The sequence below is a fragment of the Vibrio jasicida CAIM 1864 = LMG 25398 genome (assembly GCF_000400365.1).
Taxonomy (GTDB): Bacteria; Pseudomonadota; Gammaproteobacteria; order Enterobacterales; family Vibrionaceae; genus Vibrio; species Vibrio jasicida.
In genome coordinates, this window is the sequence record NZ_BAOG01000010.1 from 39,259 (window position 1) to 62,904 (window position 23,646).

At 46.3% G+C, this 23,646-nt stretch carries 16 protein-coding genes; 7 read left to right on the forward strand and 9 right to left on the reverse strand.

The genetic code is table 11. The annotated features are described in order from the left end of the window. The first annotated feature begins 8 nt into the window (after positions 1–8). Positions 9–893 carry a DMT family transporter gene (locus tag VJL_RS03255; RefSeq protein WP_038875669.1) on the forward strand — a complete coding sequence of 295 codons (885 nt, stop codon included), beginning with the start codon at positions 9–11 and terminating at the stop codon, positions 891–893. 104 nt (positions 894–997) lie between these two features. Here the strand turns inward: VJL_RS03255 and VJL_RS03260 are convergent, their stop codons facing one another. The 3 genes from VJL_RS03260 to VJL_RS03270 form a co-directional block, all read right to left on the reverse strand. Next, on the reverse strand, positions 998–2,446 hold the full coding sequence (locus VJL_RS03260) for an MltF family protein (RefSeq protein ID WP_038875671.1): 1,449 nt from the start codon (positions 2,444–2,446) through the stop codon (positions 998–1,000). Between the two features lie 154 nt (positions 2,447–2,600). After that, positions 2,601–3,317 (reverse strand): oligogalacturonate-specific porin KdgM family protein, encoded by a 717-nt coding sequence (locus tag VJL_RS03265; RefSeq protein WP_020195684.1) that lies wholly within the window; start codon positions 3,315–3,317, stop codon positions 2,601–2,603. Positions 3,318–3,388: 71 nt separating this feature from the next. Continuing rightward, positions 3,389–4,648, reverse strand: coding sequence for an alginate lyase family protein (locus VJL_RS03270; RefSeq protein ID WP_032802640.1), 1,260 nt, complete (start codon positions 4,646–4,648; stop codon positions 3,389–3,391). A 1,404-nt stretch (positions 4,649–6,052) separates the two neighbouring features. On the opposite strand from VJL_RS03270, the gene VJL_RS03275 reads away from it, so the two are divergent. The 5 genes from VJL_RS03275 to VJL_RS03295 all read left to right on the forward strand — a co-directional run bounded on the left by VJL_RS03275 (position 6,053) and on the right by VJL_RS03295 (position 13,744). Beyond that, entirely contained in the window at positions 6,053–7,834 is a 1,782-nt protein-coding gene (locus VJL_RS03275) for a sodium:solute symporter family transporter (RefSeq protein WP_038866972.1), read from the forward strand. 414 nt (positions 7,835–8,248) lie between these two features. Then, positions 8,249–10,036, forward strand: a complete 1,788-nt coding sequence (locus VJL_RS03280; RefSeq protein ID WP_038875673.1) for a sodium:solute symporter family transporter — start codon at positions 8,249–8,251, stop codon at positions 10,034–10,036. A gap of 58 nt (positions 10,037–10,094) precedes the next feature. Beyond that, positions 10,095–11,711 carry a polysaccharide lyase 6 family protein gene (locus VJL_RS03285; RefSeq protein WP_038875675.1) on the forward strand — a complete coding sequence of 539 codons (1,617 nt, stop codon included), beginning with the start codon at positions 10,095–10,097 and terminating at the stop codon, positions 11,709–11,711. 179 nt (positions 11,712–11,890) lie between these two features. Beyond that, positions 11,891–12,847 (forward strand): AEC family transporter, encoded by a 957-nt coding sequence (locus tag VJL_RS03290; RefSeq protein ID WP_038875678.1) that lies wholly within the window; start codon positions 11,891–11,893, stop codon positions 12,845–12,847. Between the two features lie 87 nt (positions 12,848–12,934). Beyond that, the gene (locus VJL_RS03295) at positions 12,935–13,744 is read left to right on the forward strand and encodes a fumarylacetoacetate hydrolase family protein (protein WP_038875681.1); all 810 of its coding nucleotides are present in this window, start codon (positions 12,935–12,937) and stop codon (positions 13,742–13,744) included. A gap of 64 nt (positions 13,745–13,808) precedes the next feature. On the opposite strand, the gene VJL_RS03300 is transcribed toward VJL_RS03295, so the two are convergent. The 3 genes from VJL_RS03300 to VJL_RS03310 form a co-directional block, all read right to left on the reverse strand. Next, positions 13,809–14,510 (reverse strand): DUF1028 domain-containing protein, encoded by a 702-nt coding sequence (locus VJL_RS03300; RefSeq protein WP_038875683.1) that lies wholly within the window; start codon positions 14,508–14,510, stop codon positions 13,809–13,811. A 22-nt stretch (positions 14,511–14,532) separates the two neighbouring features. After that, positions 14,533–15,924 carry a YfcC family protein gene (locus VJL_RS03305; RefSeq protein WP_017188230.1) on the reverse strand — a complete coding sequence of 464 codons (1,392 nt, stop codon included), beginning with the start codon at positions 15,922–15,924 and terminating at the stop codon, positions 14,533–14,535. 133 nt (positions 15,925–16,057) lie between these two features. After that, positions 16,058–17,305 carry an allantoate amidohydrolase gene (locus tag VJL_RS03310; RefSeq protein WP_038875687.1) on the reverse strand — a complete coding sequence of 416 codons (1,248 nt, stop codon included), beginning with the start codon at positions 17,303–17,305 and terminating at the stop codon, positions 16,058–16,060. A 433-nt stretch (positions 17,306–17,738) separates the two neighbouring features. Between VJL_RS03310 and VJL_RS03315 the strand changes: the two genes are divergently transcribed. Next, positions 17,739–18,485 carry a FadR/GntR family transcriptional regulator gene (locus VJL_RS03315; RefSeq protein ID WP_038875691.1) on the forward strand — a complete coding sequence of 249 codons (747 nt, stop codon included), beginning with the start codon at positions 17,739–17,741 and terminating at the stop codon, positions 18,483–18,485. A 28-nt stretch (positions 18,486–18,513) separates the two neighbouring features. Here the strand turns inward: VJL_RS03315 and VJL_RS03320 are convergent, their stop codons facing one another. The 3 genes from VJL_RS03320 to VJL_RS03330 all read right to left on the reverse strand — a co-directional run bounded on the left by VJL_RS03320 (position 18,514) and on the right by VJL_RS03330 (position 23,423). Then, positions 18,514–18,966, reverse strand: a complete 453-nt coding sequence (locus tag VJL_RS03320) for a MarR family winged helix-turn-helix transcriptional regulator (RefSeq protein ID WP_005437051.1) — start codon at positions 18,964–18,966, stop codon at positions 18,514–18,516. Positions 18,967–19,122: 156 nt separating this feature from the next. Further along, on the reverse strand, positions 19,123–22,284 hold the full coding sequence (locus VJL_RS03325; protein ID WP_038875694.1) for an efflux RND transporter permease subunit: 3,162 nt from the start codon (positions 22,282–22,284) through the stop codon (positions 19,123–19,125). 2 nt (positions 22,285–22,286) lie between these two features. Continuing rightward, positions 22,287–23,423, reverse strand: a complete 1,137-nt coding sequence (locus tag VJL_RS03330; protein WP_038866953.1) for an efflux RND transporter periplasmic adaptor subunit — start codon at positions 23,421–23,423, stop codon at positions 22,287–22,289. Positions 23,424–23,646 lie beyond the last annotated feature (223 nt).

A 23,646-nucleotide genomic window follows, 5' to 3' on the forward strand; every position in this document is an offset into this window, starting at 1 on the left:
ATTCCAATATGAAAAAATCTGATGTCTCTAGCGCCATCTTCCTTTTGGTGGCGGCGAACTTGGTCGCGTCCCTTTCCGACGTGTCCCTCAAAATGCTTAATGGCGAAGTACCCACTTTTCAATACGTCTTTATTCGCCAATTAATCAGTCTGGTGTTGCTGTTACCTCTTTGGCTTCGTTTGGATAAACGAGAACGTCAAATGGGATGCGATTGGATCACCTTCTGGCGCGCGCAATTGATTCTGATAGGCAGTGCCAGCGCTATGGTAGCAATCACGCATCTGCCATTGGCGACAGCGAATGCGATTTTCTATGTCGGCCCACTATTGGTGCTGCCGCTGTCGGTTATCTTCCTTAAAGAAAAGCCCTCCAAAGGAAAGATTTTCGGTACTTTGATTGGCTTTGGTGGCGTCTTAATTGTGCTTCGTCCCGAACATTTCCATTGGGCTGCAATCATTGCTTTAGGCAGTGCGCTTGCCATCGGTGTGGGCAACATCCTTATTCGCCGGATGCCACAAGAGCAGCCTTTGGTGTGCACCTTGTTTTGGACAACGTTAATGACATTACCAGTCGCTTTATTGCTCGCCTACCCTCAATGGCAAGCCATTACTTGGCAACACCTGATGTGGATTGTCGCGATTAACTTGTTTGTGCTTGCTTATCATGCCTTGGTGGTCAAAGCGTTTAAGCGTGCTCCGGCGAGCCAGATTGCACTGGCAGAGTATTCTGGGCTGGCATTTGTGACATTGTTTGGCGTGATGTGGTTTGATGAAATACCTGACCTGTTTACCGCGCTCGGGATCATCCTGATTGTGCTGCCGATGATGCCGCTCAATTGGCAACGTTTATTGGGGAACAAGCGCCGAGCACCAGCAGCGCAAGAAGTGTCTTAATCGCTTTAAGCAATAAGTTAAATACTCAAGAGGAGCACAGCGCTCCTCTTTTTTATTGTGCTTAAGCTATCTTGCGAATGTCTTTGCCGATGACCACTACCTCGTTAGTAATAGAGCTTAATGGTTTCGAGTTTGTATGGTGGATGAAGGTAAGGTTCGAGTTCGCTACGACGATTGTTGAGTCGTTCTAGCAACTTGTAGGCAATAAAATAATGGTTAATGTTGCTGACGTAACGTATCGGCTCAAGTCCAATGTATTGCCTCGTCACCACTTCGACATTGCCAAACCAGACATTGGGATCATACCCTTTCTCTTTGGCGATTCTTCTCATCTTCCTCATGTTACCTGGCCCTGCATTGTAGGCTGCTAGACAGAAGTAAATGATGTCGTTTTCGCTGATGTTGTCATCGTTAAAGAAATACTTCCGAAGATAATGCATGTACTTCAAACCAGCGTGAATATTGGGTTCTTTCTCGTAGATATTAGAAATGTTGATGGCTCTGTCTCTCGCCGTAGTCGGCAAGATCTGCATGATGCCCACCGCCCCTTTGTGAGAAATGACGTTTTGGTTCAATCCGGATTCTTGAAAGCCCTGAGCCAGCATCAACAGGTGGTTGAATTGATACTCCTGAGAATACGCGTAGAAGATATCTAGCAATTCTTTAGAACGAACTGCATTGTCTCGGTTAAGGAACTTTCTTAACCATTTGTCGTTTTCGAGATACCTTTCATTGACCACATTGCCGAACAAAGTTCCTATCCGAACTTCCTTGATGAACTTGTTCACCGCCTCTTCTAGCTGAGGCGAATCTTGTCGTATTCCCCAGCCAATCTGTGCATTTTCCCTGATGGTGATTTGATTGTGGAACGCCACGCCGGGAAAGATATTCCCCCACATCCCCGTCTTGTGTCGGTCGAGTACGGTGATATCGATAATGCCCGCACTGACCATTTCGAGAACCTCATAATCTTGCATGATCTCATCAAGAAACAAGATATTAATCAGCGGCTTGTTTTGTATCGTGAAGTAGTTATTTACCTTGGTTAGGCTCTTATGGTAACTCGAGCTTTCTCTCACCCAAACATCCAGTCCACTCAAATCATCCACGGTTTTGATGTCCGAGTATCTGGTGTTGGTAGCAATGATTTCTGAGACGTTTTCTCGTACCGGATCGCTAAACGCAATCTGCTCTTTGCGCTCATTGGTAATGGTTAGATTCGCAACTATGACGTCACCATAACCGGCAATCAATTTGGGGATGAGTTCGTTTCTTGCGACCGGAATAACCTGAATGTTGATCGCCTTTTTGTTCTTCCTTAAATAGCGTTCAAATTCATAAATAAGCTCAGAGATAATGCCTTTCGGCTTACCATTTTGGATGTAGTAAAAACCCAGATCAGCAGACACCAAAATACGAACGGCTTTCTTTTCCTTTAGGGTATCTAAGTCCCCCACGTAGGGGGCAGACTTTAAAGGAGAGAGTTCCAATGCGGCACTGGTATGAGAGAAAGACCAAAGACACAGGACGATGCAAAGTATTTTTCCCACCATGAGCTTATCCGTTCGCCAAATCATTAATGATAATTTTAGCAATAAAAGCTCAAGGGCATGTCTTAGGTCTGAGCCTGCCCTTGTTCGAGAAATAAAAATAGCCCGCTTCGGGGGCGGGCTATTGGAAAGAATCTTAATTTATTTATGGCTTGGATTAGAAGCTGTATGTTACACCGACACGGCTACGTAGCTGACGTGATGAGCTGTCATCACAAGAGCTGTTACATTGAACGTTACCGAATTCTACGTATGGACGCCAATCCCAACCTTTCTCTTTGTAGCCTAGTTTAAAGTTGTAGTCCCATTCGTACTTACCATCGCGGTTACCTAGCTTCCACTCATCGCTGAAGAAATCTTCTTTGTAGTTTGCTTCAAAACCAAATTGCCAAGCGTTCCAGTTGTAATCGATGTTACCCGTGATTTTACTCGCGTTCAGTGAATCGTGTTGTTTGCCGTCTAGACCTGTTGATGTTTTACCAGATGCGTAGTTGCGGAACTCGTGACGGTAGCGAAGCTTGGTTGTGATACCAGAATCGAATTTGTATTGAACACGAACTTGTGGTTTGTACGTTACGGCTTCGTCACCAAAGGTAATTGGCATCGATGTGGTTACACGCCAGTTGTTATCAAATTTGAAGTGGTAACCGTATTCGAATTCGCTATCACCACGCTGAAGCTCACTCAAGTTGCCTGTGTGCTTCATCTCTACGCCGTAGTAATGGTTACCTGTGCTGCCACCAATTTTGATACGACCTGCCCACTGCTCTGAATCGTGTTTGTATTCTTCACGGAAGTCTAGTGACGCGGCTGAAATGCTACCTGCAAAAAGGGTTGTCGCGATCGCTAAAGCAATTTGTTTTTTAGAAGTCATAGTAATGTTCCACTGTAAATAAATTGTATTTCAAAGTGGCGACGCGCATACACGCCGCCCTTTTTAGGGTTTTATTGTTTTGGGTAAAGCAATTCGATATCGCGCTGAGCCCAAACTTCTGCCAAGTTCTTCTTCACTGTGAAGCGGCTAAAGTCAGTTTCGGTTGCCAGTTTCACCCACTCAGGTTTCTCCATCGCCACACCTGCTTTTAGATAAATCGGTGTCATGCGCTCTACGCGGCGTGGATTGTCTTTCGCGGTGTATGGCCAGTCAGACGCAGGATCTTGATAAGTCGCCATTAGCTGAATACCTTGCGCTAATGAGCCACCTTTCTTGTTTTGGTAGTGCCATAGGTCGATGCCCACTTTGTCACCGATTTGAGCTATGCCGACCAATGGATCTAAGCTGAAGTAGTGGTAGTGGTATGCACGAGTACGTTCGATTTCATGAGGTTGAGAGCCGTCTTTTTCGAACTGAGTGTCTACACGCATCTTGCCTTTTTGAACCATCTGTTTTGCGAGAGGCTCATTACCTAAGAAGTAAGCAATACTGGCGACTTGAAAGTCATACCAAGTACCGTGGTTGTTTGCCGCAGCAGCTTCGCCTTTCGGGCCACCTGATAGATCGTCAACAATCAACCAATCTAAGTATTCGCCGTACCATTGTGTAATTTGCTGTTCGTCTTTATCCGTCCAAGCAGGAGAAAGCGAAAGGATGGCGATCGAATCCAGCATGCGGTCTGCTAGAGTACGCGTATCAATAATGCCGCCACGACGACCTTCTGCTCGACCAGGTACACCCTGACCGTAATTCACGTTCGGGTTCATCTTAGTTTCATCATTCATGAACCAAGTACGAACGTATTCGATACCTTGTTTGGCGTATTTCTCGTCTTGGCTGAAGTAATAAGCCAATGCCAATGCACGAACAGAACGAGTGAAGTGACCAATACGTTTAGAATCTGTTTCAGCTGTTTTGGAGGCTGGGTTGGTTTTGCCATCGTGACGAACCCAAGGAAGGCCATCTTCTTTCGATTCATCTGGCCACCAGTACGGGCTGATGCTCATGTAATCGTTTTTGCTACCGCTTGGTGGCGTCATACCTTTCGCCGTTACCGTAAACGGGCCATCTTTCATCGCCAGTTCTGCTTCTTCAATCAGACGGTCGTACGCGTCTTTCATTGAATCGCTCGCTTTATCTGACTGTAAAACAGCGCGGTTTTGTTCAAGCGTTGCTTCATCAAGGAACACAAAGTCTGCAGCAAGAGTGTTAGCACTAAAAAGAATGGCGCTGAGGCAGGTTGCTAGATGTAGAGGTCGTAGGGGTTTCATTATTACCGGCCTTATATCTTGAGTTAAAATACTACAAATATAGTACCTAGCCGATGTTGAGCGTTCTGTGAATTAGATCTAATTGTATGATTTATCCACGCTATCAAACTTTGTTACAACCACCAAAGTTGACATTAACTTATTGATATTAAATATATTACCGATATTTACGGCTCATTAATTGTCTTAATATTTAGGCTAAAAATGTGCTCTACCGCATATTTTTGCACCAAATGAGTTCATTTTTATTTGTCATACAATATAATCATTTCAAGTTTTTGAGACACAGAACATCAAATTGCTATTGACGCGCTCTTTTTCGCTCTGTCCTTTTCTGTATAGAGTCCAATAACAGGTTAAGCATCGCTTGGTTATAGAGACGAAATGAGAAAGGCCGAGGCTATATAAGCAGAGGTCACTTATGTCAGGCTGAGACATAAGCGGATAGAAGAAATAAGTAAGCAGAAGAAATAGCAAATAGAAGCAAAGTACAGCGAACAAGATGGATGCGACCAGTGAAACTTTCAACATTGAAGAATACTGTTTTGTCATCCTTACTCGCTGTTGCTCAAGTCTTGATGGTTCTAAGCAGCTTGTTGTTGCTTCCAACGGTTGTAGTTCTCATTGGACTTAAATGGCTGTAGCGGTTTGTCTTTTGTAACAGACACTTATAGAAACAAATCAACAAGCTGGTTTCGCTATCAACAGATAGCAAGGAAAACGCTTAATTGGTTATGAATAGTTTATTTTTAGGAGCCGTTAATTAATTGGGAAGTCTTTAATACCAATCGGCATAGGTAAAACGCCGAGATCGAGCAGACGAGGATGTTTTGTGTCGATTGGTATAGTTGCTCCCATATCATAACAACACTTTACAGAGCCTAGCTTTGTTGAACTTTGCAATGATTGTCGAAGATCTTACAGCGTAACGTGCTTAGCAGCGATGAGAGATATACCCCTCGAGTATCTTTCAGCTACATCCAGAACCTCGTTTCACTGTTCTATTGCAATCCAACAGAGCCCTTGGCTCAGACGGTATCAATACCGTTTTTCGCCCACGCATTACAGGCATGTCGTGGGCGTTTTTTTATCTGCAATAGTCATACAAATCTGACAATAGTTCACACCTTCTTACTCCGTTATAGCCCTTATTATCTAAGGCTATAAACGCTATTGAACCAATCGAGTGCATGCCAAAGCCATTGATAACTTGTCGTGATATTGACTTGGTGCACCCTTCCCTTTTTGAGTGCAATGTCAATATCCGATCATGATCACTTGTATGATTATTGAAATGACACATTCCGGATCATTCGTCACGCTTTTGAGTTATTGTACTACAAATAAGCAAACTGATAGTTAGTATTGCCTCAAGACATTAAATAACGATCAAAAGGTCTAAAGATGGAACTCAATACCCTTATTGTAGGCATCTACTTTCTATTCTTAATTGCAATAGGTTGGATGTTCAGAACGTTTACCAATACAACTAGTGACTATTTCCGAGGCGGCGGCAACATGCTTTGGTGGATGGTTGGTGCAACGGCCTTCATGACGCAGTTCTCTGCATGGACGTTTACTGGTGCTGCTGGTAAAGCTTATAACGATGGTTTCGCGGTTGCGGTTATCTTCCTAGCAAACGCATTCGGTTACTTCATGAACTTTGCTTATTTCGCACCAAAGTTCCGCCAGCTACGCGTAGTGACGGTAATTGAAGCGATTCGTATGCGTTTCGGCACCACGAACGAACAAGTCTTTACTTGGTCTTCAATGCCAAACAGTGTGGTATCTGCTGGTGTTTGGTTGAATGCACTGGCGATCATCGCTTCTGGTATTTTCGGCTTTGATATGACAGCAACCATCTGGATTACCGGTTTGGTGGTACTGATGATGTCAGTGACGGGTGGCTCTTGGGCGGTTATCGCGTCTGACTTCATGCAGATGGTCATCATCATGGCGGTAACGGTAACTTGTGCAGTTGTTGCGATCGTTCAAGGCGGCGGCATTACTGAAGTCATCAATAACTTCCCTGTCGCAGAAGGCGGTTCTTTCGTCTCTGGTAACAACCTGAACTACCTAAGCATCTTTAGCATTTGGGCGTTCTTCATCTTTGTTAAGCAGTTCTCTATTACCAACAACATGTTGAACTCTTACCGCTACCTTGCAGCAAAAGACTCGAAAAACGCGAAGAAAGCGGCATTGCTAGCATGTGTTCTAATGCTAGGCGGTGTATTCATTTGGTTCATGCCTTCTTGGTACATTGCGGGTCAAGGCGTAGACCTATCAGCCGCTTACCCAGATGCAGGTAGCAAAGCAGGCGACTTCGCTTACCTTTACTTCGTACAAGAATACATGCCAGCAGGTATGGTTGGCCTTCTCGTAGCAGCAATGTTTGCCGCGACCATGTCTTCAATGGACTCAGGTCTAAACCGCAACTCTGGTATCTTCGTTAAGAACTTCTACGAACCAGTAGTTCGCCGTGGCCAAGCATCAGAGAAAGAGCTAGTAACGGTATCGAAAATTACGTCAACGGTATTTGGTATTGCCATCATCCTTGTTGCGCAGTTCATCAACTCACTAAAAGGTCTGAGCCTGTTCGACACCATGATGTACGTAGGTGCCTTGATCGGCTTCCCAATGACAATCCCTGCATTCCTTGGCTTCTTTATTAAGAAGACGCCTGACTGGGCTGGTTGGGGCACGCTAATTGTCGGTGGTCTTGTCTCTTACGTTGTTGGTTTCGTTATCACTGCTGACATGGTTTCTTCAGCATTCGGTCTTGAGCAGCTTACTGGTCGTGAATGGTCAGACGTTAAAGTCGCGATTGGTCTAGTTGGCCACATTACGCTAACGGGTGGCTTCTTTGTTCTATCAACGCTGTTCTACAAGCCTCTAAGTGAGAAACGTCAGGCAGACGTAGATAAGTTCTTCGACAACCTATCAACACCACTTGTTGCTGAATCTGCAGAACAGAAAGTTCTTGATAACAAGCAACGTCAAATGCTTGGCAAACTCATCGCAGTCGCTGGTGTAGGCGTAATGCTGATGGCGCTACTGCCAAACCCAATGTGGGGACGCTTAGTCTTCATCTTGTGTGGTGCCATTGTTGGTGGCGTTGGTCTGCTACTTGTTAAAGCAGTCGACGACAACGGTACTCAAACCCAACAAGCGGTAACCGAAAGCTAAATCTGCCTTATGAAGCGGTTGTACTCAGCCGCTTCATTCTTCCCTTATCACTCAGGTCTATTTGTTTACTTTTTTGTTAAGTCCGTTGCGGTTGAGACATTAAATAACCAGCGAATTTAACAAAGAAATAATCATACAAAATAAGCAAAATGTATAACCAAAGTTTCTTGTTGATACGATAAGCGAATGTAATTAACGGGGTTCCATACTGACAAATCTCATCATAAGTTATTGAATAATCGATTTTAAGTTCACAACAATCAGTTCTTGCAGATAGAAGCAGAAGAATGTAATGGGTCAATCCGATTTCCAGTATTAATCACCTCATCACACAATTGAATTATTGTAGTACAAATAAATAATCGAACGGATAATATATCTGGCAGAAATCAATGACTATGAGAAGGTCGAAAAATGGAACTCAATACCCTGATTGTTGGCATCTATTTCCTATTCCTCATTGCGATAGGCTGGATGTTTAGAACATTTACAAGCACCACCAGTGACTACTTCCGCGGGGGCGGCAACATGCTGTGGTGGATGGTAGGCGCAACGGCGTTTATGACCCAGTTCAGTGCTTGGACATTTACTGGTGCGGCCGGTAAAGCGTACACCGATGGCTTCGCTGTAGCGACTATCTTCTTAGCGAATGCGTTCGGTTACTTGATGAACTACCTGTACTTCGCACCGAAATTCCGCCAGCTGCGCGTTATCACGCCGATTGATGCGATTCGCATGCGCTTTGGTCGCTTTAACGAGCAAGTATTCACTTGGTCTGGCATGCCAAGCAGCGTGATTTCTGCGGGTATCTGGTTGAATGGTTTGGCGATCATTGCATCGGGCATTTTCGGCTTCGATATGACAACCACCATTTGGATCACGGGCTTAGTGGTACTAATGATGTCCGTAACGGGCGGCTCTTGGGCGGTTATCGCATCTGACTTTATGCAGATGGTTATCATCATGGCAGTAACGGTGACGTGTGCTGTGGTTGCGGTAGTAAAAGGCGGCGGTATTACAGAAATCATTGCGAACTTCCCTGTTCAAGAAAACGGGTCTTTCGTAACGGGTAACAACCTGAACTACCTGAGTATTTTTGGTATCTGGGCAGTGTTCATTTTCTTAAAGCAGTTCTCTATCAACAACAACATGTTGAACTGTCACCGTTACCTAGCGGCAAAAGACTCTAAGAACGCGAAGAAAGCGGCACTGCTTGCGTGTGTACTAATGACAGTGGGCGTATTTATTTGGTTTACCCCTTCTTGGTTCATTGCAAGCCAAGGTGTTGACCTATCGGCGCACTACCCAGAAGCAGGCTCAAAAGCGGGTGATTTTGCTTACTTGTACTTTGTTGAGAAATACATGCCAGCGGGCATGGTTGGTCTGCTGATTTCAGCGATGTTTGCAGCGACGATGTCGTCAATGGACTCGGGTTTGAACCGTAATTCAGGCATCTTCGTGATGAACTTCTACTTGCCGATTCTGCGCCCGAACGCGACAGAAAAAGAGCTGATGATCGTATCGAAAATCACCTCTACCTTCTTCGGCATCGCGATCATCTTGATTGCTCTGTTCATCAACTCGCTAAAAGGTCTGAGCCTGTTCGACACCATGATGTACGTTGGCGCGTTGATTGGCTTCCCAATGACGATTCCTGCGTTCTGTGGCTTCTTCATCAAGAGAACACCGGACTGGGCTGGCTGGGGCACATTGGTGGTAGGTGGCATCGTGTCTTACACGGTTGGTTTTGTCATCACACCGGAAATGATTCAAAACTGGTTTGATCTTCAGCCTCTAACAGGCCGTGAATGGTCAGATCTAAAAGTTGCGGTTGGTTTGATTGGTCACTTGGTGTTTACCGCAGGCTTCTTTGCTCTGTCGACACTGTTCTACAAACCGCTTGAAGAGAAACGCCAACAAGACGTTGACCGCTTCTTCAATAACTTAGCAACACCGTTGGTTTCTGACTCAACGGAACAGAAAAAACTGGATAACAAACAACGCCAAATGTTGGGTTCGTTGATTGCCGTATCTGGTGTGGGTGTGATGGCGATGTTCTTACTGCCTAACCCATTCTGGGGACGCATGATTTTCGTGTTCTGTGGTGTGATTGTTCTTGGCGTCGGCGTGGCGCTGATGAGAGCAGTCGATGGCAACGCAGAGCGCGCTTCTGAGGGGGCTCCGATAACGGAGAACTCATAACGAGAAACAAGCGGTTGAGTATTCAACCGCTTTTTGTGCTTCTACAAAGAGATACATTATGAAAAAAACAATGCTTGCTGGCGTGGTTGCCGCGTCCATTTCTGCCCTAACCCTAGTAGGTTGTAACACTTCACCTTCTCAAACGACGGAAGCTGCGGCTCCCGCTGTTGTTGAAACCGCTGTGAATGACATCACTCGCGATTACTTGCTTGCTACGGATCGCTTAAACACAGTGGATGGCAGCGCACTTGAAGCGCAATCAGCAGACGCTGTGCAAGCATTGAAACAACAAATGGAGAATGCCGGAGACGGTACAACAATTACGATTCCTGCGGGTAAATACGCGGATCTTGATATCGTCACGGTAAAAGCCAACGACATTACCATCAAGGCGGAGCAAGCTGGCAGCGTTTGGCTAACGGGTTTGGCTCAGCTTCGCCTTGAAGGTAACAACATCACTGTCGACGGTTTGGTGTTTACCGAAGGCGGCCCAGCTGAACGTTTTGGCGGCGTGCGTATGATGGGTAACAACAACACTTTGCAAAACTCTACGTTCTACTACTTCAACCACGCTTACGAATACCAACCGGACGAACGTCGCTCTGAATACCCGAAATACTTGTGGGTTTCGCTTTGGGGTAAAGATGGAAAAGTGATCAACAACCGTTTTGAAGGTAAGCAAAAGCGCGGCACGTTAATTGGCGTACAAAAAGACGACACACCAGATAACCACCTTATTGCTAACAACATTTTCTTGGACCAAAAACCAAACCAGTTCAATGAATTCGACATCAAAGAAGCGATTCGCTACAACGGCAACAGCTGGGAAGCGATTCGAATTGGTGACTCTAAATCGTCTCAATGGGCATCAAACTCTAAGTTCACCAACAACCTGATGATTGATATGGATGGTGAGCGTGAGCTGATTTCGATTAAGTCAGGCGGCAATGAAATCTCTGGCAACACCATCTTTGAAAGTGCCTCTCTGATTTCTCTTCGTCACGGTAAAGCGAACGTGGTGAAAGACAACGTGATTCTAGGTAACGAAAAACTGCTGACTGGCGGTATGCGTATTTACGATGAAGACCACGTGATTGAGAACAACTACATCACTGGCACGCGCGGTCGTGATGGCAAGATTGAAGGTAATGCGGATCTGCGTGGCGGCATCGTGATCAACACCGGCATCATTGATGTAGCAAACGGCGAGAAGCTAGACCAAGCAGTAAAAGGCAAAGAGCTCAACAAACAATGGACACCAAAGAACATCACCATTCGTAACAACACCCTTGTAGATACGGAATGGGGCATTGTCTACGGCAACCAAACGCACCGTGTTAGCCTGTTCAACAACAGTGAAGTGAAGAACATTTTCGCTGGCGTGGACGTTCATTTCGATAGCAACGTGGTTGATAACCACCAGCAAGAGCAATTCGTCAGCGTACGCGCGACAGAAGAGTTGCCGCTGGTGAATCCTACCTACAACAACGAAGTTTACGTCGGCACGGTGACTAACGCAGAGCAAATCGCTTCTTACTCGGTAGAGTTACCAAAAAGCGAACAAGTGAAAAGCTTTACTCAATACCAAGGCGTTGGTGCAGATACGAGCAAGCTATCTGTAGTAACGGCGGAAACAGCCGGTCCTGATTACCTCCTTTCAAACGCTCAAAAGTAATTCTGCTTTAGAGTTTGCTTCCAGTCTGGTGATACAAGCCAGACTGGTTTTCCTCTCCTTTCACCAGTAACCCCACAATAACTGAAGAAAATTTCACCACCCTACTGTCTCCCAAGATTGAGTTGTGGTTTAATTGTATGACAATTATAAAACTATTTTCTTTTGCTGCGGATACACTCATGGATGCTGTTTTACATCAGTTGCAATTCTCGTTGTCGATCACAGGCCCCATCTGCTTAATGCTGGTATTGGGCGTTATCTTCAAACGTATTGGGCTTATCAACGACAACTTTATCGAAGTCGGTTCTAAACTGGTGTTTCAGGTCACGCTACCTGCGATGTTGTTCTTGAGTATCGTCGTCTCCGAGCATGATTTCTCCGCGGCTAGCGGCTTCGTCAATTACGGCATTGTTGCCAGCATCGCGTTTTTCATCTTCACTTTTATCTCTGTCAAACTGTTCTTCAAATCTTCACCCGACCAAGGCGTTTTAATCCAAGGTGGCTTTCGCGCTAATACGGGGATCATCGGTATTGCGTATGTGGCGAATGCTTACGGTTCACAAGGTGTGGCGCTGGCCGCGCTTTATGTTGCGGTGACCACCTTTATCTATAACGTGCAAGCGGTGATTTGTTTGTCTCCAAAAGGTGCAACGTCTGGGTCTCAAGCCGCCAAAATGATGGTGAGAACCTTAACGCGCAACCCACTGATCATCGCGATCGTCTCTGGCATGGTGTTTTACCTTTTGTCGATTCCGGTTCCGGATGTGGCGATTGATGCCGGTAACTATCTATCGAAGATGACGCTTCCCCTAGCCCTCTTGTGTACCGGAGGCTCTCTCGATTTAAGTTTGATGAAGAAAGAGAAAGGGCCGTCTTGGTTTGCTAGCAGCTACAAACTGATCGTCGCCCCTATCGTGATTACCACAGGTGCGTATTTAGTCGGCTTTAGAGGGATTGAGCTTGGCATTCTGTTCTTTATGAACGCCTCTCCTGTGGCGGCAGCAAGTTATGTGATGGCACGTTCGATGGGAGGAAACTCCGTCTTAGCAGCGAACATCATTGCTTTAACGACCGTGCTCTCTACAATCACTTGCACATTGGGTATCGTCATTCTTAAGAGTTACAACCTAATTTAATCGGGACATAACCCCAAGTAGGGGAGATCGGCATACGCTTCCCAGCAATTAACCGATATAATGCGCTAAAAAATAAGGATTTCTATAATGAAACTCATCGCATTATGTTTGGGCGTGTGTTTAAGTGTGGTCAGCCTAACGGCGAATGCAGCTTCAACGACTTATGTTCGCTATCAACACCTCGGGAAAATCAGTTACGGCAAGTTAGTAGAAGACTCAATCTACCCTCTTAAGGGGGATATTTTCTCCGACTCATCACTCTCACCTCGCCAAGTTTCCGTTAATGATGTCAGTCTTCTGCTTCCGACTAAGCCAGAAAAAGTGTTCATCGTTCAAGCGGAAAAACAAGCAGATAAGGCGAAGAAAAGTGATTATCAGTTTTTCTTTAAACTGCCTTCAGCGTTAATTTCTACCGGCGCTCCAATCCAAGTACCATCTGATGCCGATAACATCGAGTATTCAAGCTCCCTCGTGGTCGTGATAGGAAAGCAAAGTAAGAACATCGATACCAAGCAAGCGTCAGCCGCTATATTTGGACTCACCGTTGGGGGCGATCTTACGGAAACAAACTGGCTGCAGCATGATGCCCATTCGCTAAGAGCAAAAAGCGCAGACGGTTTTGCCCCAATTGCGAATGAGATCGTTCGCGGACTCGATTTCACCCAGATTCATGTTTCTTCGCAAATCAACGGTAAAGCCATTAACAATGACGCCTTTGCTGAAATGACCTATTCTCCAGCAGAAATCGTGAGTGAACTCAGTCAGTATTTCACACTCAAACCGGGCGATTTAATTTACATCGACTTACCAACTCACACAGTTGAAGTGAAAGATAACGATGTCATTTCTGTTTCACTCAATGGCATCATTAAAGTTGAAAACAAAATTATGTTTTAACCAATACAAAAAAGCCGAACAGCAGTCACTGTTCGGCTTTTTATTTTGCGCGACATGAATCCTCTTACTGATTCGGCACGCCATTAAGAAACTCTTGAAAGCTCGGCGCTCGTACGCGGCTCAGTACCGTCCTCATGTCTTCCATCAAGCTGTCATCAGACCAATCGACACGAATATCGATCGGCGCATGAGTATAACTTTCTATACGAAGAGAGGCAGAATAGGTACCGCGCTTATCCCCTCCCGCTTCCAATGCGGCTTCTAGTGCAGAAATAAGCACTTCCGCTAGCGTTGCCTCATAGCTATCACGATATTGCGGTTTGCCCCCAGCTCTCACTTGCTCGGCATTGATCACAGTCTGAGCTAGGAACGAATCTGCAAACGCCTCAATAACCGCATCACTTTCAAGCATGTTTCCGGCAACTGCCAAATCTTGAAGTGCTAGAGAGCCGACGTACGCGATGTTCTCTTCGCCGTTTATAAACGCGGTATGGCCATGTTTGTCCATTACCATACATTGGCGCTTGGCGAATTCCGCATCACCTTCTTTCAAACGGTCAATCACCTCATGACAAGACAGTCCTTGAGATAACCATCGCTTGGCATTGTCTGCATACCAAGGATTGGTAAACAAACCTTGAGTTGCACAGGCGCCAACTCCACGCCAACTGTGGTTCACATAACCACCAACGGCAACACCGCCAGTGGCTGTAATGGAAGCCGATAATCCCGTTTCAGGATTAACATGAATAAGTGAAATCGTCATAGATTCTCGATATAAAAAGACGTTAGTAGCCGACCATTTGTCCAATAAACAGCGCCAACCAACACAAGGCGTAAACAAATACCATGAATGGCATAATTGCCTTTAGCCACTGCTCGTAAGACACGCGACCAAGCGCCAACATCGCTAGCGTACCACCAGAAGTCGGTACGATAAGGTTGGTCAGACCGTCACCCACTTGGAATGCGGTAATCATCAGCTGGCGGCTCATGCCAGTAAGGTCAGCCACAGGAATTAGGATCGGCATGGTCACCATTGCCTGACCAGAACCCGATGGTACGAATAGGTTGATCACACCTTGCACCACACTCGCAACAATCGCAGAGATAGCAATCGGCATATCTTGAATAAGTGAGCTTAGCGCGTTAACGATGGTGTCGATGATTTGTGCTTGGTCGAGAATGATTTGAATCGATGCCGCAACACCAATCACCAATGCACCTGCAGTTACGCCCGATGCACCTTCCATCATCTGCTTCACGATGCCATTCGCACTTAAACCGTTCACCGCACCGATCACAATTGCCATTAATAAGAACAGACCTGCGATCTCGTTGATGTACCAACCGTTAGCAAATACGCCGTAAAGCATCACACCAAGACCAGCTAGGAATACGCCTAGCGTCAGTTTGTCTTTCTTCTCTAGGTGGTATTCCGATAAATCTTTGCTTAAGCCTTCTGCTGAATCTGGCTCTTTAAACTCCATCTTCGCCACACGAGTACAGATGTAGTAAGACAGCAATGCAAGAGAGGAAATTACCATCGCTGCACGCAACCAAGCGCCCGAGAAAGTAGGCAGTTCAGCAATACCTTGAGCCACACCTACGGTATAAGGGTTGATTGGTGACAGTGCAAAGCCTACACCGATACCGCCCACTGCCATTACCGTACCGACAAGGCTGGAGTAACCAACCGCAGCAGAAATCAGAACCGCAACCGGAACGAGTGCGATGTTGTTCTCAAAGCCTACCGCCACGCCAAAGAAACCGTAGATAAAGGTGCCGATTGTGATGATCAGATTACGGTTCTTCACGCCAACTTTGTTTACCGCCACACCAATCGCGTTCTCAAGCGCACCAGTACGTTGCAAGATGTGGAACAAACCACCAGCAATAAATACGATGAACAAGTAAGGTGCCGCGCTGATCAAACCTTTCGGAATCGCGACAAAAATGTCAAAGAAATGCACCGCAGGCACATCACTCAGATAAGCAAATGAATTAGGGACAACGGTAGTACGACCGTCCACCACAACACGTGAGAACTCCCCGGCAGGCACAACAAAAGTCAGTAGATACGTTGCCACCAAAATCATAAAGATCAGGACCATTGGGTCCGGCATACTCTTGTACCAAGCCTTCTTCTCTGTTGTCTCCATCTTTTTTGTCATATCCATAACAAAATCTCTCCTTAGTATAGGAATGAAAACCCATTGGTATGAGCCTTCACGTTCACAAGCTAAAACCAAGTCTTGGTTTTGAAAGTAAAAAAGAGGATGAATCCCCACCCTCTCTTGTGTTATTTCGCTTTTATTGGTGTTTCATCAGCATGCAGAAATGGTTCAGAACCTCGACTGCTGCTACGAGGTCTTGTTGTAAAATCGCTTCATCAGGATGATGGCTAACCCCGCCCGTACAACGCATAAACAACATCGCAATATCCGTCAGCTCACACACAGCCAGACCATCATGACCCGCGCCACTGAATAGATGTTTGGTGTCAATATTGGATAGTGCGATCGCTTGAGTAAGTGCCGAAGAAAGTGAATCAGAACAGGTGACAGCAGCTTGCTCATAAGTTTGTTCGTGGTGATACGCGAGGTTGTATTGCGCCATCAAGGTTTGAATGTTCTCCAGCATTTCTTTTCGTGCGGCAATGCGAGAGGCATCATTTGGAGAGCGCAGTTCGATAGTGATGTCCGTCTGCTGAGGAATCACATTCACACCATTTGGGAAGTTGGCGATTTTACCTACGACGCCCACTAGGTCGTCTTCACGTTTGCACAGTTGGTCAAACATATGAATGACCTGAGCTGCCCCAACTAGCGCATCTTGACGCATGTCCATTGGCACGGTGCCTGCGTGTCCGGCTTTGCCAACAATCGACAAAGTATGACGCTCAATCCCAGTGATGGCAGTAACCACACCGACCGGCAAGTTCGCTTGTTCAAGCTGTGGCCCTTGCTCAATATGCAGTTCCACAAAGCCCAACACCTTTTCTTTGTCGTAAGCGTCTTTTTCGATCTGATCTGGATGACAACCAAACGACGTTAACGCTTCACGCATGGTCACACCGTGGGCATCTCGCGCATCCAGCACACTTGGGTCAAACGTCCCAGATATCGCTTTTGAGCCAAGTAGTGTCGATTGGAATCGAGTTCCCTCTTCATCGCTAAAGGCAATCACATCAATATTGAATGGGAATTCGAATTTCTGTTGATGAAAATAGTGAATCAACGCAACTGGTAGAATCACACCCAAGATGCCATCGTATTTACCACCATTTGGCACCGTGTCTTGGTGAGAGCCAAAAATCAGCGTCTGGGCATTTGGATTTGGGCTGTGATAGCGACCAATAAGATTTGCAGCATTGTCCATGCGCACTTCCATACCAGACAGCAGCATCCACTCACGTAGTTTTTCATTCGCTTTTGCGTGCTCTTCACTGGCACATAAGCGAGTAACACCTTCGCTATCTGGGTCTTGGGTTTGGCTGCATTGAGCAATATCTTCCAACCACTCCCACGCTAGGCTGGCAGTTTCTACAAATTTTTCCATCTTGAATCGCTCTTTTTCTAACCATGTTCATTTTTAATTTATCATGATAAATATCAAATGAAAGACATTTATCATGATAAATAGACTTTTTTGTGAGAGTGATTCGATCGATAATCGGATGGTTTCATAACTAAAACCGTGTTCGTTTTTCAGAAAATGAAAGGCAGAAAACAGGTGACATCCTTTGAATTTCCTTCAGAATTCAATAGGGTCTGTTAACCTTTCGTGCTGATTTTTGCAGCGAATTGTTGGGTGTTTATACAAGGCAAAGACTTTGATGTGTAGTTAGCCTACATGAGAAGTCGATAACGAAGTAGAAATGGCCAACAAACGCTGCCCAAAGGGTTCGGGCTAGGCGCCCCCATCCGAACAAAATTTAACTACGAAAGATAAACAGACCCTAGATACCGCGAGAAAAACCAGCGAGGATAATGTGGCAAGCAGCGCAAAAGGACGTAGAACTCAACAATTAGCCGAATCGATCAAAGCATGGATTGTCGATCAAGCTTTACAACCCGGCGATCGTCTGCCGAGTGAAATCGAAGTCATGGAAACCTTTGATGCGTCAAAAAGCACAGTACGTGAAAGCATGCGTATCTTAGAGGCTCAAGGTATTCTCTCGACCAAGACTGGACCAAAAGGCGGTGTGTTTGTTAGCGAAATGAGTGAGAACAAAGCTCAGGCGCTGCTAAGCAACTACCTGTTCTTCAAAGACGTTTCGATTTCTGATCTGTACCAAATCCGCTTGTCACTTGAACCAGAGATCGCGGCATCATTGGCGGGCACATTGACCGATGAGCAACTTGCTCGTCTCGATCAGCAAATCGATAAGTACCAAACGCCACCAGAAGACGTGTATCAAGAGCGCGAGCACCACATTGCATCGATTGAGTTTCACAGCCTATTGGCCAGTTACTCTGGCAATGAGCTGCTGAAGTTTGTGGTTCGCTTTACTGCACAGATGCTTACCGAGCTAACGATTTATCGCAAACTGTATGAACCGGGAAACCACAAACTGTGGCAAACGGGCGTGCAAAGCCAACGTGCACTGGTGGAGGCATTGCGTAAAGGTGACGCTTCAAAAGCCAAACAAGTGATGGAACAACACATGCTGACCGCGCATCAATTGATGAAAAAGCAAGAAGCTGAAGTGGCGAACCGTTTTCTCACAGAAAGCTAATTGGTTCGCCATCGTTTGAAACGCAGAATTAAGCGTGATTGGCTAAGGTCATTTTACGCACTAAACGGAAGAATTCGTCGGACTCTTCTTCCGTCAAACAAGAGAAGAAATCTTGCTTAAGGTTGGTCATGATGCGGTGCACTTTGCGTACCGCTTCTACACCCTCTTTGGTGAGTGTCAGAATCTTTAATCTCTGATTGGTTTCGCTCTTGGAAACTTTAACAAAACCTCGTTTCTCTAAGTTATCCACCATGCGTTTTGCGACGCTTCGCTCCGTTAGTACCGCATCCGCCAACTCTTGCTGACTCATCGGTTGAAACTCTTCTAACGCCGCCAAGGCACTCGCCATTTCCAACGTCATTAAGTCCTGACGCGATAGCTCTGCTTGGGCACGATTGCGGAAGGTTCGGTTCATCACGCTGCACACAAACATCGGGCTTTGATCCAACACGGATATCGGAGAAATCTTCTGATCTTTCATACTTGCCTATTCTACTTTCGGCTTTGTTTTCATTTGGATAGCCTGGTGTTTGCTTCAAACCCAAACTATCCAATTGAATCCAAAAATAAAGGACGCCGAAGCGCCCTTTTCTTGTACTTATTAGCAATAGTATAACTTAGTCTTTAGCGCTAAGTCCTACTCTTGGCTTGCCGTTGGCTGTGAAGTAGATTCCACTTGCTCTTTTTGTGCTTCTTTTCTTGCGCGGCGGTCGAACAAGCGCTCAACCACAACGAAGAACACAGGCACGAAGAAAATACCAAGCAAGGTCGCACTTACCATACCACCAAGTACGCCCGTACCTACCGCGTTCTGACCTGCAGAGCCTACGCCCGCACTGATCGCTAGTGGCACTACACCAAGACCAAACGCCAGCGAAGTCATGATGATAGGACGAAGACGAACACGTACCGCGTGCAACGTTGCTTCAATCAAGCCCGCGCCTTTCTCATAGTATTCCTTGGCGAATTCCACGATAAGGATCGCGTTCTTCGTTGCCAGACCAACAGTGGTCAACAAGCTAACTTGGAAGAATACGTCGTTATCCATACCGCGAGTCATGACCGCGAGTACCGCACCTAGTACACCTAGAGGTACAACAAGCACAACCGCGAATGGTACTGACCAGCTCTCATAAAGTGCTGCTAGTACAAGGAAGACAACCAGAATCGACAGCGCGTAAAGCATTGGTGCTTGGTTACCAGACAGACGTTCCTCGTAAGAGATGCCGTTCCAGTTCACCGTAAAGCCAGGAGGCAGTTTTTCTACCATGGCTTCGATTTCTGCCATCGCTTCACCAGTACTTACGCCCGGAGCCGCACCACCTTGGATGTTCATCGCAGGTAGACCGTTAAAGCGTTGCAATAGCGGAGAACCGTAAGTCCACTCACCCGTTGCAAATGCCGAGAATGGCACCATCTCGCCTTGTGAGTTACGCACGTACCATGAGTCGAAGTCTTTCGGTTGCATACGGTGTTCTGCGTCACTCTGCACCATTACCTTCTTCACGCGTCCGCGATCGATGTAATCGTTGATGTATGCACCACCCCATGCCGAAGCTAGGATTTGGTTTACATCATTAATGCTCACATCCAGCGCACGCAATTTCACGTGGTCGATATGAACTTGGTACATCGGCGCATCTGCTTGACCATTTGGACGCACACCCACCAGTTTCGGGTTTTGTGCTGCCATACCTAGGATTTGGTATTGAGCCGCTACTAACGCTTCATGACCGTTACCGGTTGAGTCTTGTAGGTAGAAGTCGAAACCAGTCGCATTACCCAACTCTTGAATCGCCGGTGGTGCAAACGCAAACACCATTGCTTCTTTAATGGTTGAGAAGTAACCCATCGCACGACCTGTTAGCGAAGCCGCATCCGAACCTGGTGCTTCACGTTCTGACCAATCTTTCAGACCGATAAACGCCATACCCATGTTCTGACCTTGACCCGCGAAGCTGAAGCCCGCTACCGAGAAGACAGATTTAACGTTGTCTTTCTCTTCTTCTAGGAAGTAGTTACGGACTTTCTCTAGTGTCTTTTCAGTCTGCTCTTGAGTCGAGTTCGGTGGCAAGATTGCCATAGAGAACACGGTACCTTGGTCTTCATCCGGTAGGAAAGACGTTGGTAGGTTCATGAACAACCAACCTGCGCCCGCACTCATTGCCGCGAACACCAACAGCATGCGACCGGTGCGTTTTAGCATTTTCGCTACGCCCGCTTCGTAACCCGCCGTTGCCGCATCAAACTTACGGTTGAACCAGCCAAAGAAGCCTTTCTTATCCGAAAATTCCGCATCGCCTTTTTTCAGCAAGCTCGCACAAAGTGCCGGAGTAAGAATGATCGCCACCAATACCGAGAGCGTCATCGCCGCCACGATGGTGATAGAGAACTGACGGTAGATAACGCCGGTTGAGCCAGACATGAACGCCATCGGTACGAATACCGCAGACAGCGTCAGGCCAACACCAACTAGCGCGCCAGTGATCTGCCCCATTGACTTCTTCGTAGCTTCTTTTGGATCGAGACCGTCTTCGTGCATTACACGTTCCACGTTCTCAACCACAACGATCGCATCGTCCACCAGCAAGCCGATTGCCAGAACCATCGCAAACATGGTTAAGGTGTTGACACTAAAGCCCGTCGCGTACAAGACGGCAAACGTACCCAGCAATACCACCGGAACCGCAATCGTTGGGATGATCGTTGCACGGAAGTTCTGCAAGAACAGGTACATGATCAAAAATACCAACACGATTGCTTCAAGCAGTGTCTTGATTACTTCCTTGATCGACGCATCTACGAATGGCGTTGTCTCAAACGGGTAAGCGATCTTTAAGCCATCTGGGAAAGTCGCACTCAGCTGACCAAGACGTTCTTTTACTGCTTCTGCCGTTTCTAGCGCGTTAGCACCAGTACCGAGAGAGATACCAAGACCTGCTGCTGGGAAGCCATTGTACTGACCTTTGATGTCATAGCTTTCTGCACCGCGCTCAACACGCGCCACGTCTTTCAGGTAAACATTCGAACCGTTCGCTTCTGATTTCAGAATGATGTTTTTAAATTCAGCCACGCTGGTTAGACGACTTGCTGAAGAAATCGTCGCGTTAAGCAACTGACCAGACTGAGCAGGAGCTGCACCTAACTGACCCGAAGAAACCTGTGCATTCTGCTCACGAATCGCGTTCGCAACGTCAATTGCTGTTAGGTTGAACTGAGTCAGTTTGAATGGGTCTAGCCAAACGCGCATTGCGTATTGAGAACCAAACGCTTGCACTTGACCTACACCCGTAACACGGCTGATCGGATCTTGAATATTGGTAACCACAAAGTCGCCAATGTCGTTTTCTGTGAATTCAGGGTCTTCAGAGTAAACCGCCACAACCATCAAGAATGAGGTGTTGGATTTGTTTACGATGATACCTTGGCTTTGTACTTCCATCGGAAGTGACGTCATCGCCAATTGCAGTTTGTTCTGCACCTGAACTTGCGCGATATCTGGATCCGCTTCGCTATCAAACGTCAGCGTAATGGTCGCGTTACCAAACGCATCACTGCTTGAGTTTAGGTAGCGTAGGTAGTCCAGACCCGTCATGTTTTGCTCGATAACCTGAGTCACTGAGTCTTCTACGGTTTTCGCAGAAGCACCAGGGTAACGGGCATTGATTGAGATCGTGGTCGGTGAAATCGTCGGGTATTGAGAAACCGGCAAGTTGAACAGGGACATTACGCCCGCCAACATAGTCAGAATCGCAAGAACCCAAGCAAATACCGGACGATCGATAAAGAATCGTGCCATGATTATGCCTGCTCACCTGATTGAATGGTCACTGGGTTACCCGGTTGGATCATCTGTAGACCTGTTGTGATGACTTTATCACCCACTTTCAGACCGTCAGTGATGCGCCATTGATTACCAATAGACTCAGCCGTTGTTACCGGAGTGATTGTTACTTTGTTGTCTTCACCTACCGTCATTACTGAGGCTTTACCCGTTGCGTCACGCGTTACTGTGTTTTGTGGGATAAGAATCGCAACAGGGTCCACACCAACCGTTACCGTCGCACGCACGAACATACCCGGTAGCAACAAGCCATCTGGGTTCGCGAATTCTGCACGTAGCGTTACGCTGCCCGTGCTTTCATCTACGTTCACTTCAGTAAACTTCATTGCACCTTTGTGCGCGTATGTCGAACCATCTTCGAGTGTCAGCGTGACTTGAGCAGTCTCATCTTTTTGCAAGTGACCTTGTGACATCGCTGCTTTCAAACGAAGTAGTTGAGCAGAAGATTGCACGATATCAACATTGATTGGGTCTAGCTGTTGGATAGTCGTCAGCGTCGCTGCTTGGTTCGCAGTAACAAGTGCACCCGCCGTCACGTTTGACTTGCTGATCACACCACTGATTGGCGCTTTCACTTGTGCGTAAGACAAATTGATCTTCGCTGTGTTGATCTTCGCTTTCGCGACTAACACTTGCGCTTTCGCTTCTTTATAAGCCGCTTCTGCTTCGTCCAATGCTTGTTGGCTGATCGACTTTTTAGTGATCAATGCACGGTAACGACGCACTGTTGAGTACGTTGATTCTTCCGATGCTTGCGCACGGATCAGTTCCGCCTCTGCACTCAATAAATCAGCTTGGAAAGTAGAATCATCAATCTGGTATAGCGATTGGCCTTTCTCTACCACACCACCTTCAACAAAATTACGCTCAGAAATAATACCCGTTACTTGTGGGCGAACTTCTGCTTCTTTAAATGCGCGGCTACGACCAGGCAATTCCACCGTTAGCGCTTGGCGAACCGGTTCAACTGTCATGACAGTCACTTCCGGTGTTGGCGCGGGACCACCTTGTGCTTGTCCATCTTGACTCTGTTCACATCCAGCCAAAATTAAGCTCGACGCAATCAGAAGTGATAGCGTGGTTCTACGTCTCATGAAACTTCTCTCTTCCTAAATAAAAACAGTGACCCAATAAAAAGTCAGCAAATATTATTCGGGATGATAATTACTCAATGTTGTACATACAACAAAATTTACCGCTCTTTACGATAGACAAAAATATTTGCTCTAAAGCTGTTATTGATCTCTCAATTTGAACGCATTTATATTGGAAAAATAAATTTTCTGTGAGCAATCGAAAACAGATTTTTCACAATAG

Excerpts from the sequence above, each read along its gene's own strand:
- VJL_RS03310 (WP_038875687.1), bottom strand. The coding sequence starts at position 17,305 with ATGGAAAAATTTGTAGAAACTGCCAGCCTAGCGTGGGAGTGGTTGGAA.
- VJL_RS03295 (WP_038875681.1), top strand. The coding sequence starts at position 12,935 with ATGAAACTCATCGCATTATGTTTGGGCGTGTGTTTAAGTGTGGTCAGC.
- VJL_RS03290 (WP_038875678.1), top strand. The coding sequence starts at position 11,891 with ATGGATGCTGTTTTACATCAGTTGCAATTCTCGTTGTCGATCACAGGC.
- VJL_RS03265 (WP_020195684.1), bottom strand. The coding sequence starts at position 3,317 with ATGACTTCTAAAAAACAAATTGCTTTAGCGATCGCGACAACCCTTTTT.
- VJL_RS03260 (WP_038875671.1), bottom strand. The coding sequence starts at position 2,446 with ATGGTGGGAAAAATACTTTGCATCGTCCTGTGTCTTTGGTCTTTCTCT.
- VJL_RS03275 (WP_038866972.1), top strand. The coding sequence starts at position 6,053 with ATGGAACTCAATACCCTTATTGTAGGCATCTACTTTCTATTCTTAATT.
- VJL_RS03255 (WP_038875669.1), top strand. The coding sequence starts at position 9 with ATGAAAAAATCTGATGTCTCTAGCGCCATCTTCCTTTTGGTGGCGGCG.
- VJL_RS03320 (WP_005437051.1), bottom strand. The coding sequence starts at position 18,966 with ATGAAAGATCAGAAGATTTCTCCGATATCCGTGTTGGATCAAAGCCCG.
- VJL_RS03285 (WP_038875675.1), top strand. The coding sequence starts at position 10,095 with ATGAAAAAAACAATGCTTGCTGGCGTGGTTGCCGCGTCCATTTCTGCC.
- VJL_RS03330 (WP_038866953.1), bottom strand. The coding sequence starts at position 23,423 with ATGAGACGTAGAACCACGCTATCACTTCTGATTGCGTCGAGCTTAATT.
- VJL_RS03300 (WP_038875683.1), bottom strand. The coding sequence starts at position 14,510 with ATGACGATTTCACTTATTCATGTTAATCCTGAAACGGGATTATCGGCT.
- VJL_RS03325 (WP_038875694.1), bottom strand. The coding sequence starts at position 22,284 with ATGGCACGATTCTTTATCGATCGTCCGGTATTTGCTTGGGTTCTTGCG.
- VJL_RS03305 (WP_017188230.1), bottom strand. The coding sequence starts at position 15,924 with ATGGATATGACAAAAAAGATGGAGACAACAGAGAAGAAGGCTTGGTAC.
- VJL_RS03270 (WP_032802640.1), bottom strand. The coding sequence starts at position 4,648 with ATGAAACCCCTACGACCTCTACATCTAGCAACCTGCCTCAGCGCCATT.
- VJL_RS03280 (WP_038875673.1), top strand. The coding sequence starts at position 8,249 with ATGGAACTCAATACCCTGATTGTTGGCATCTATTTCCTATTCCTCATT.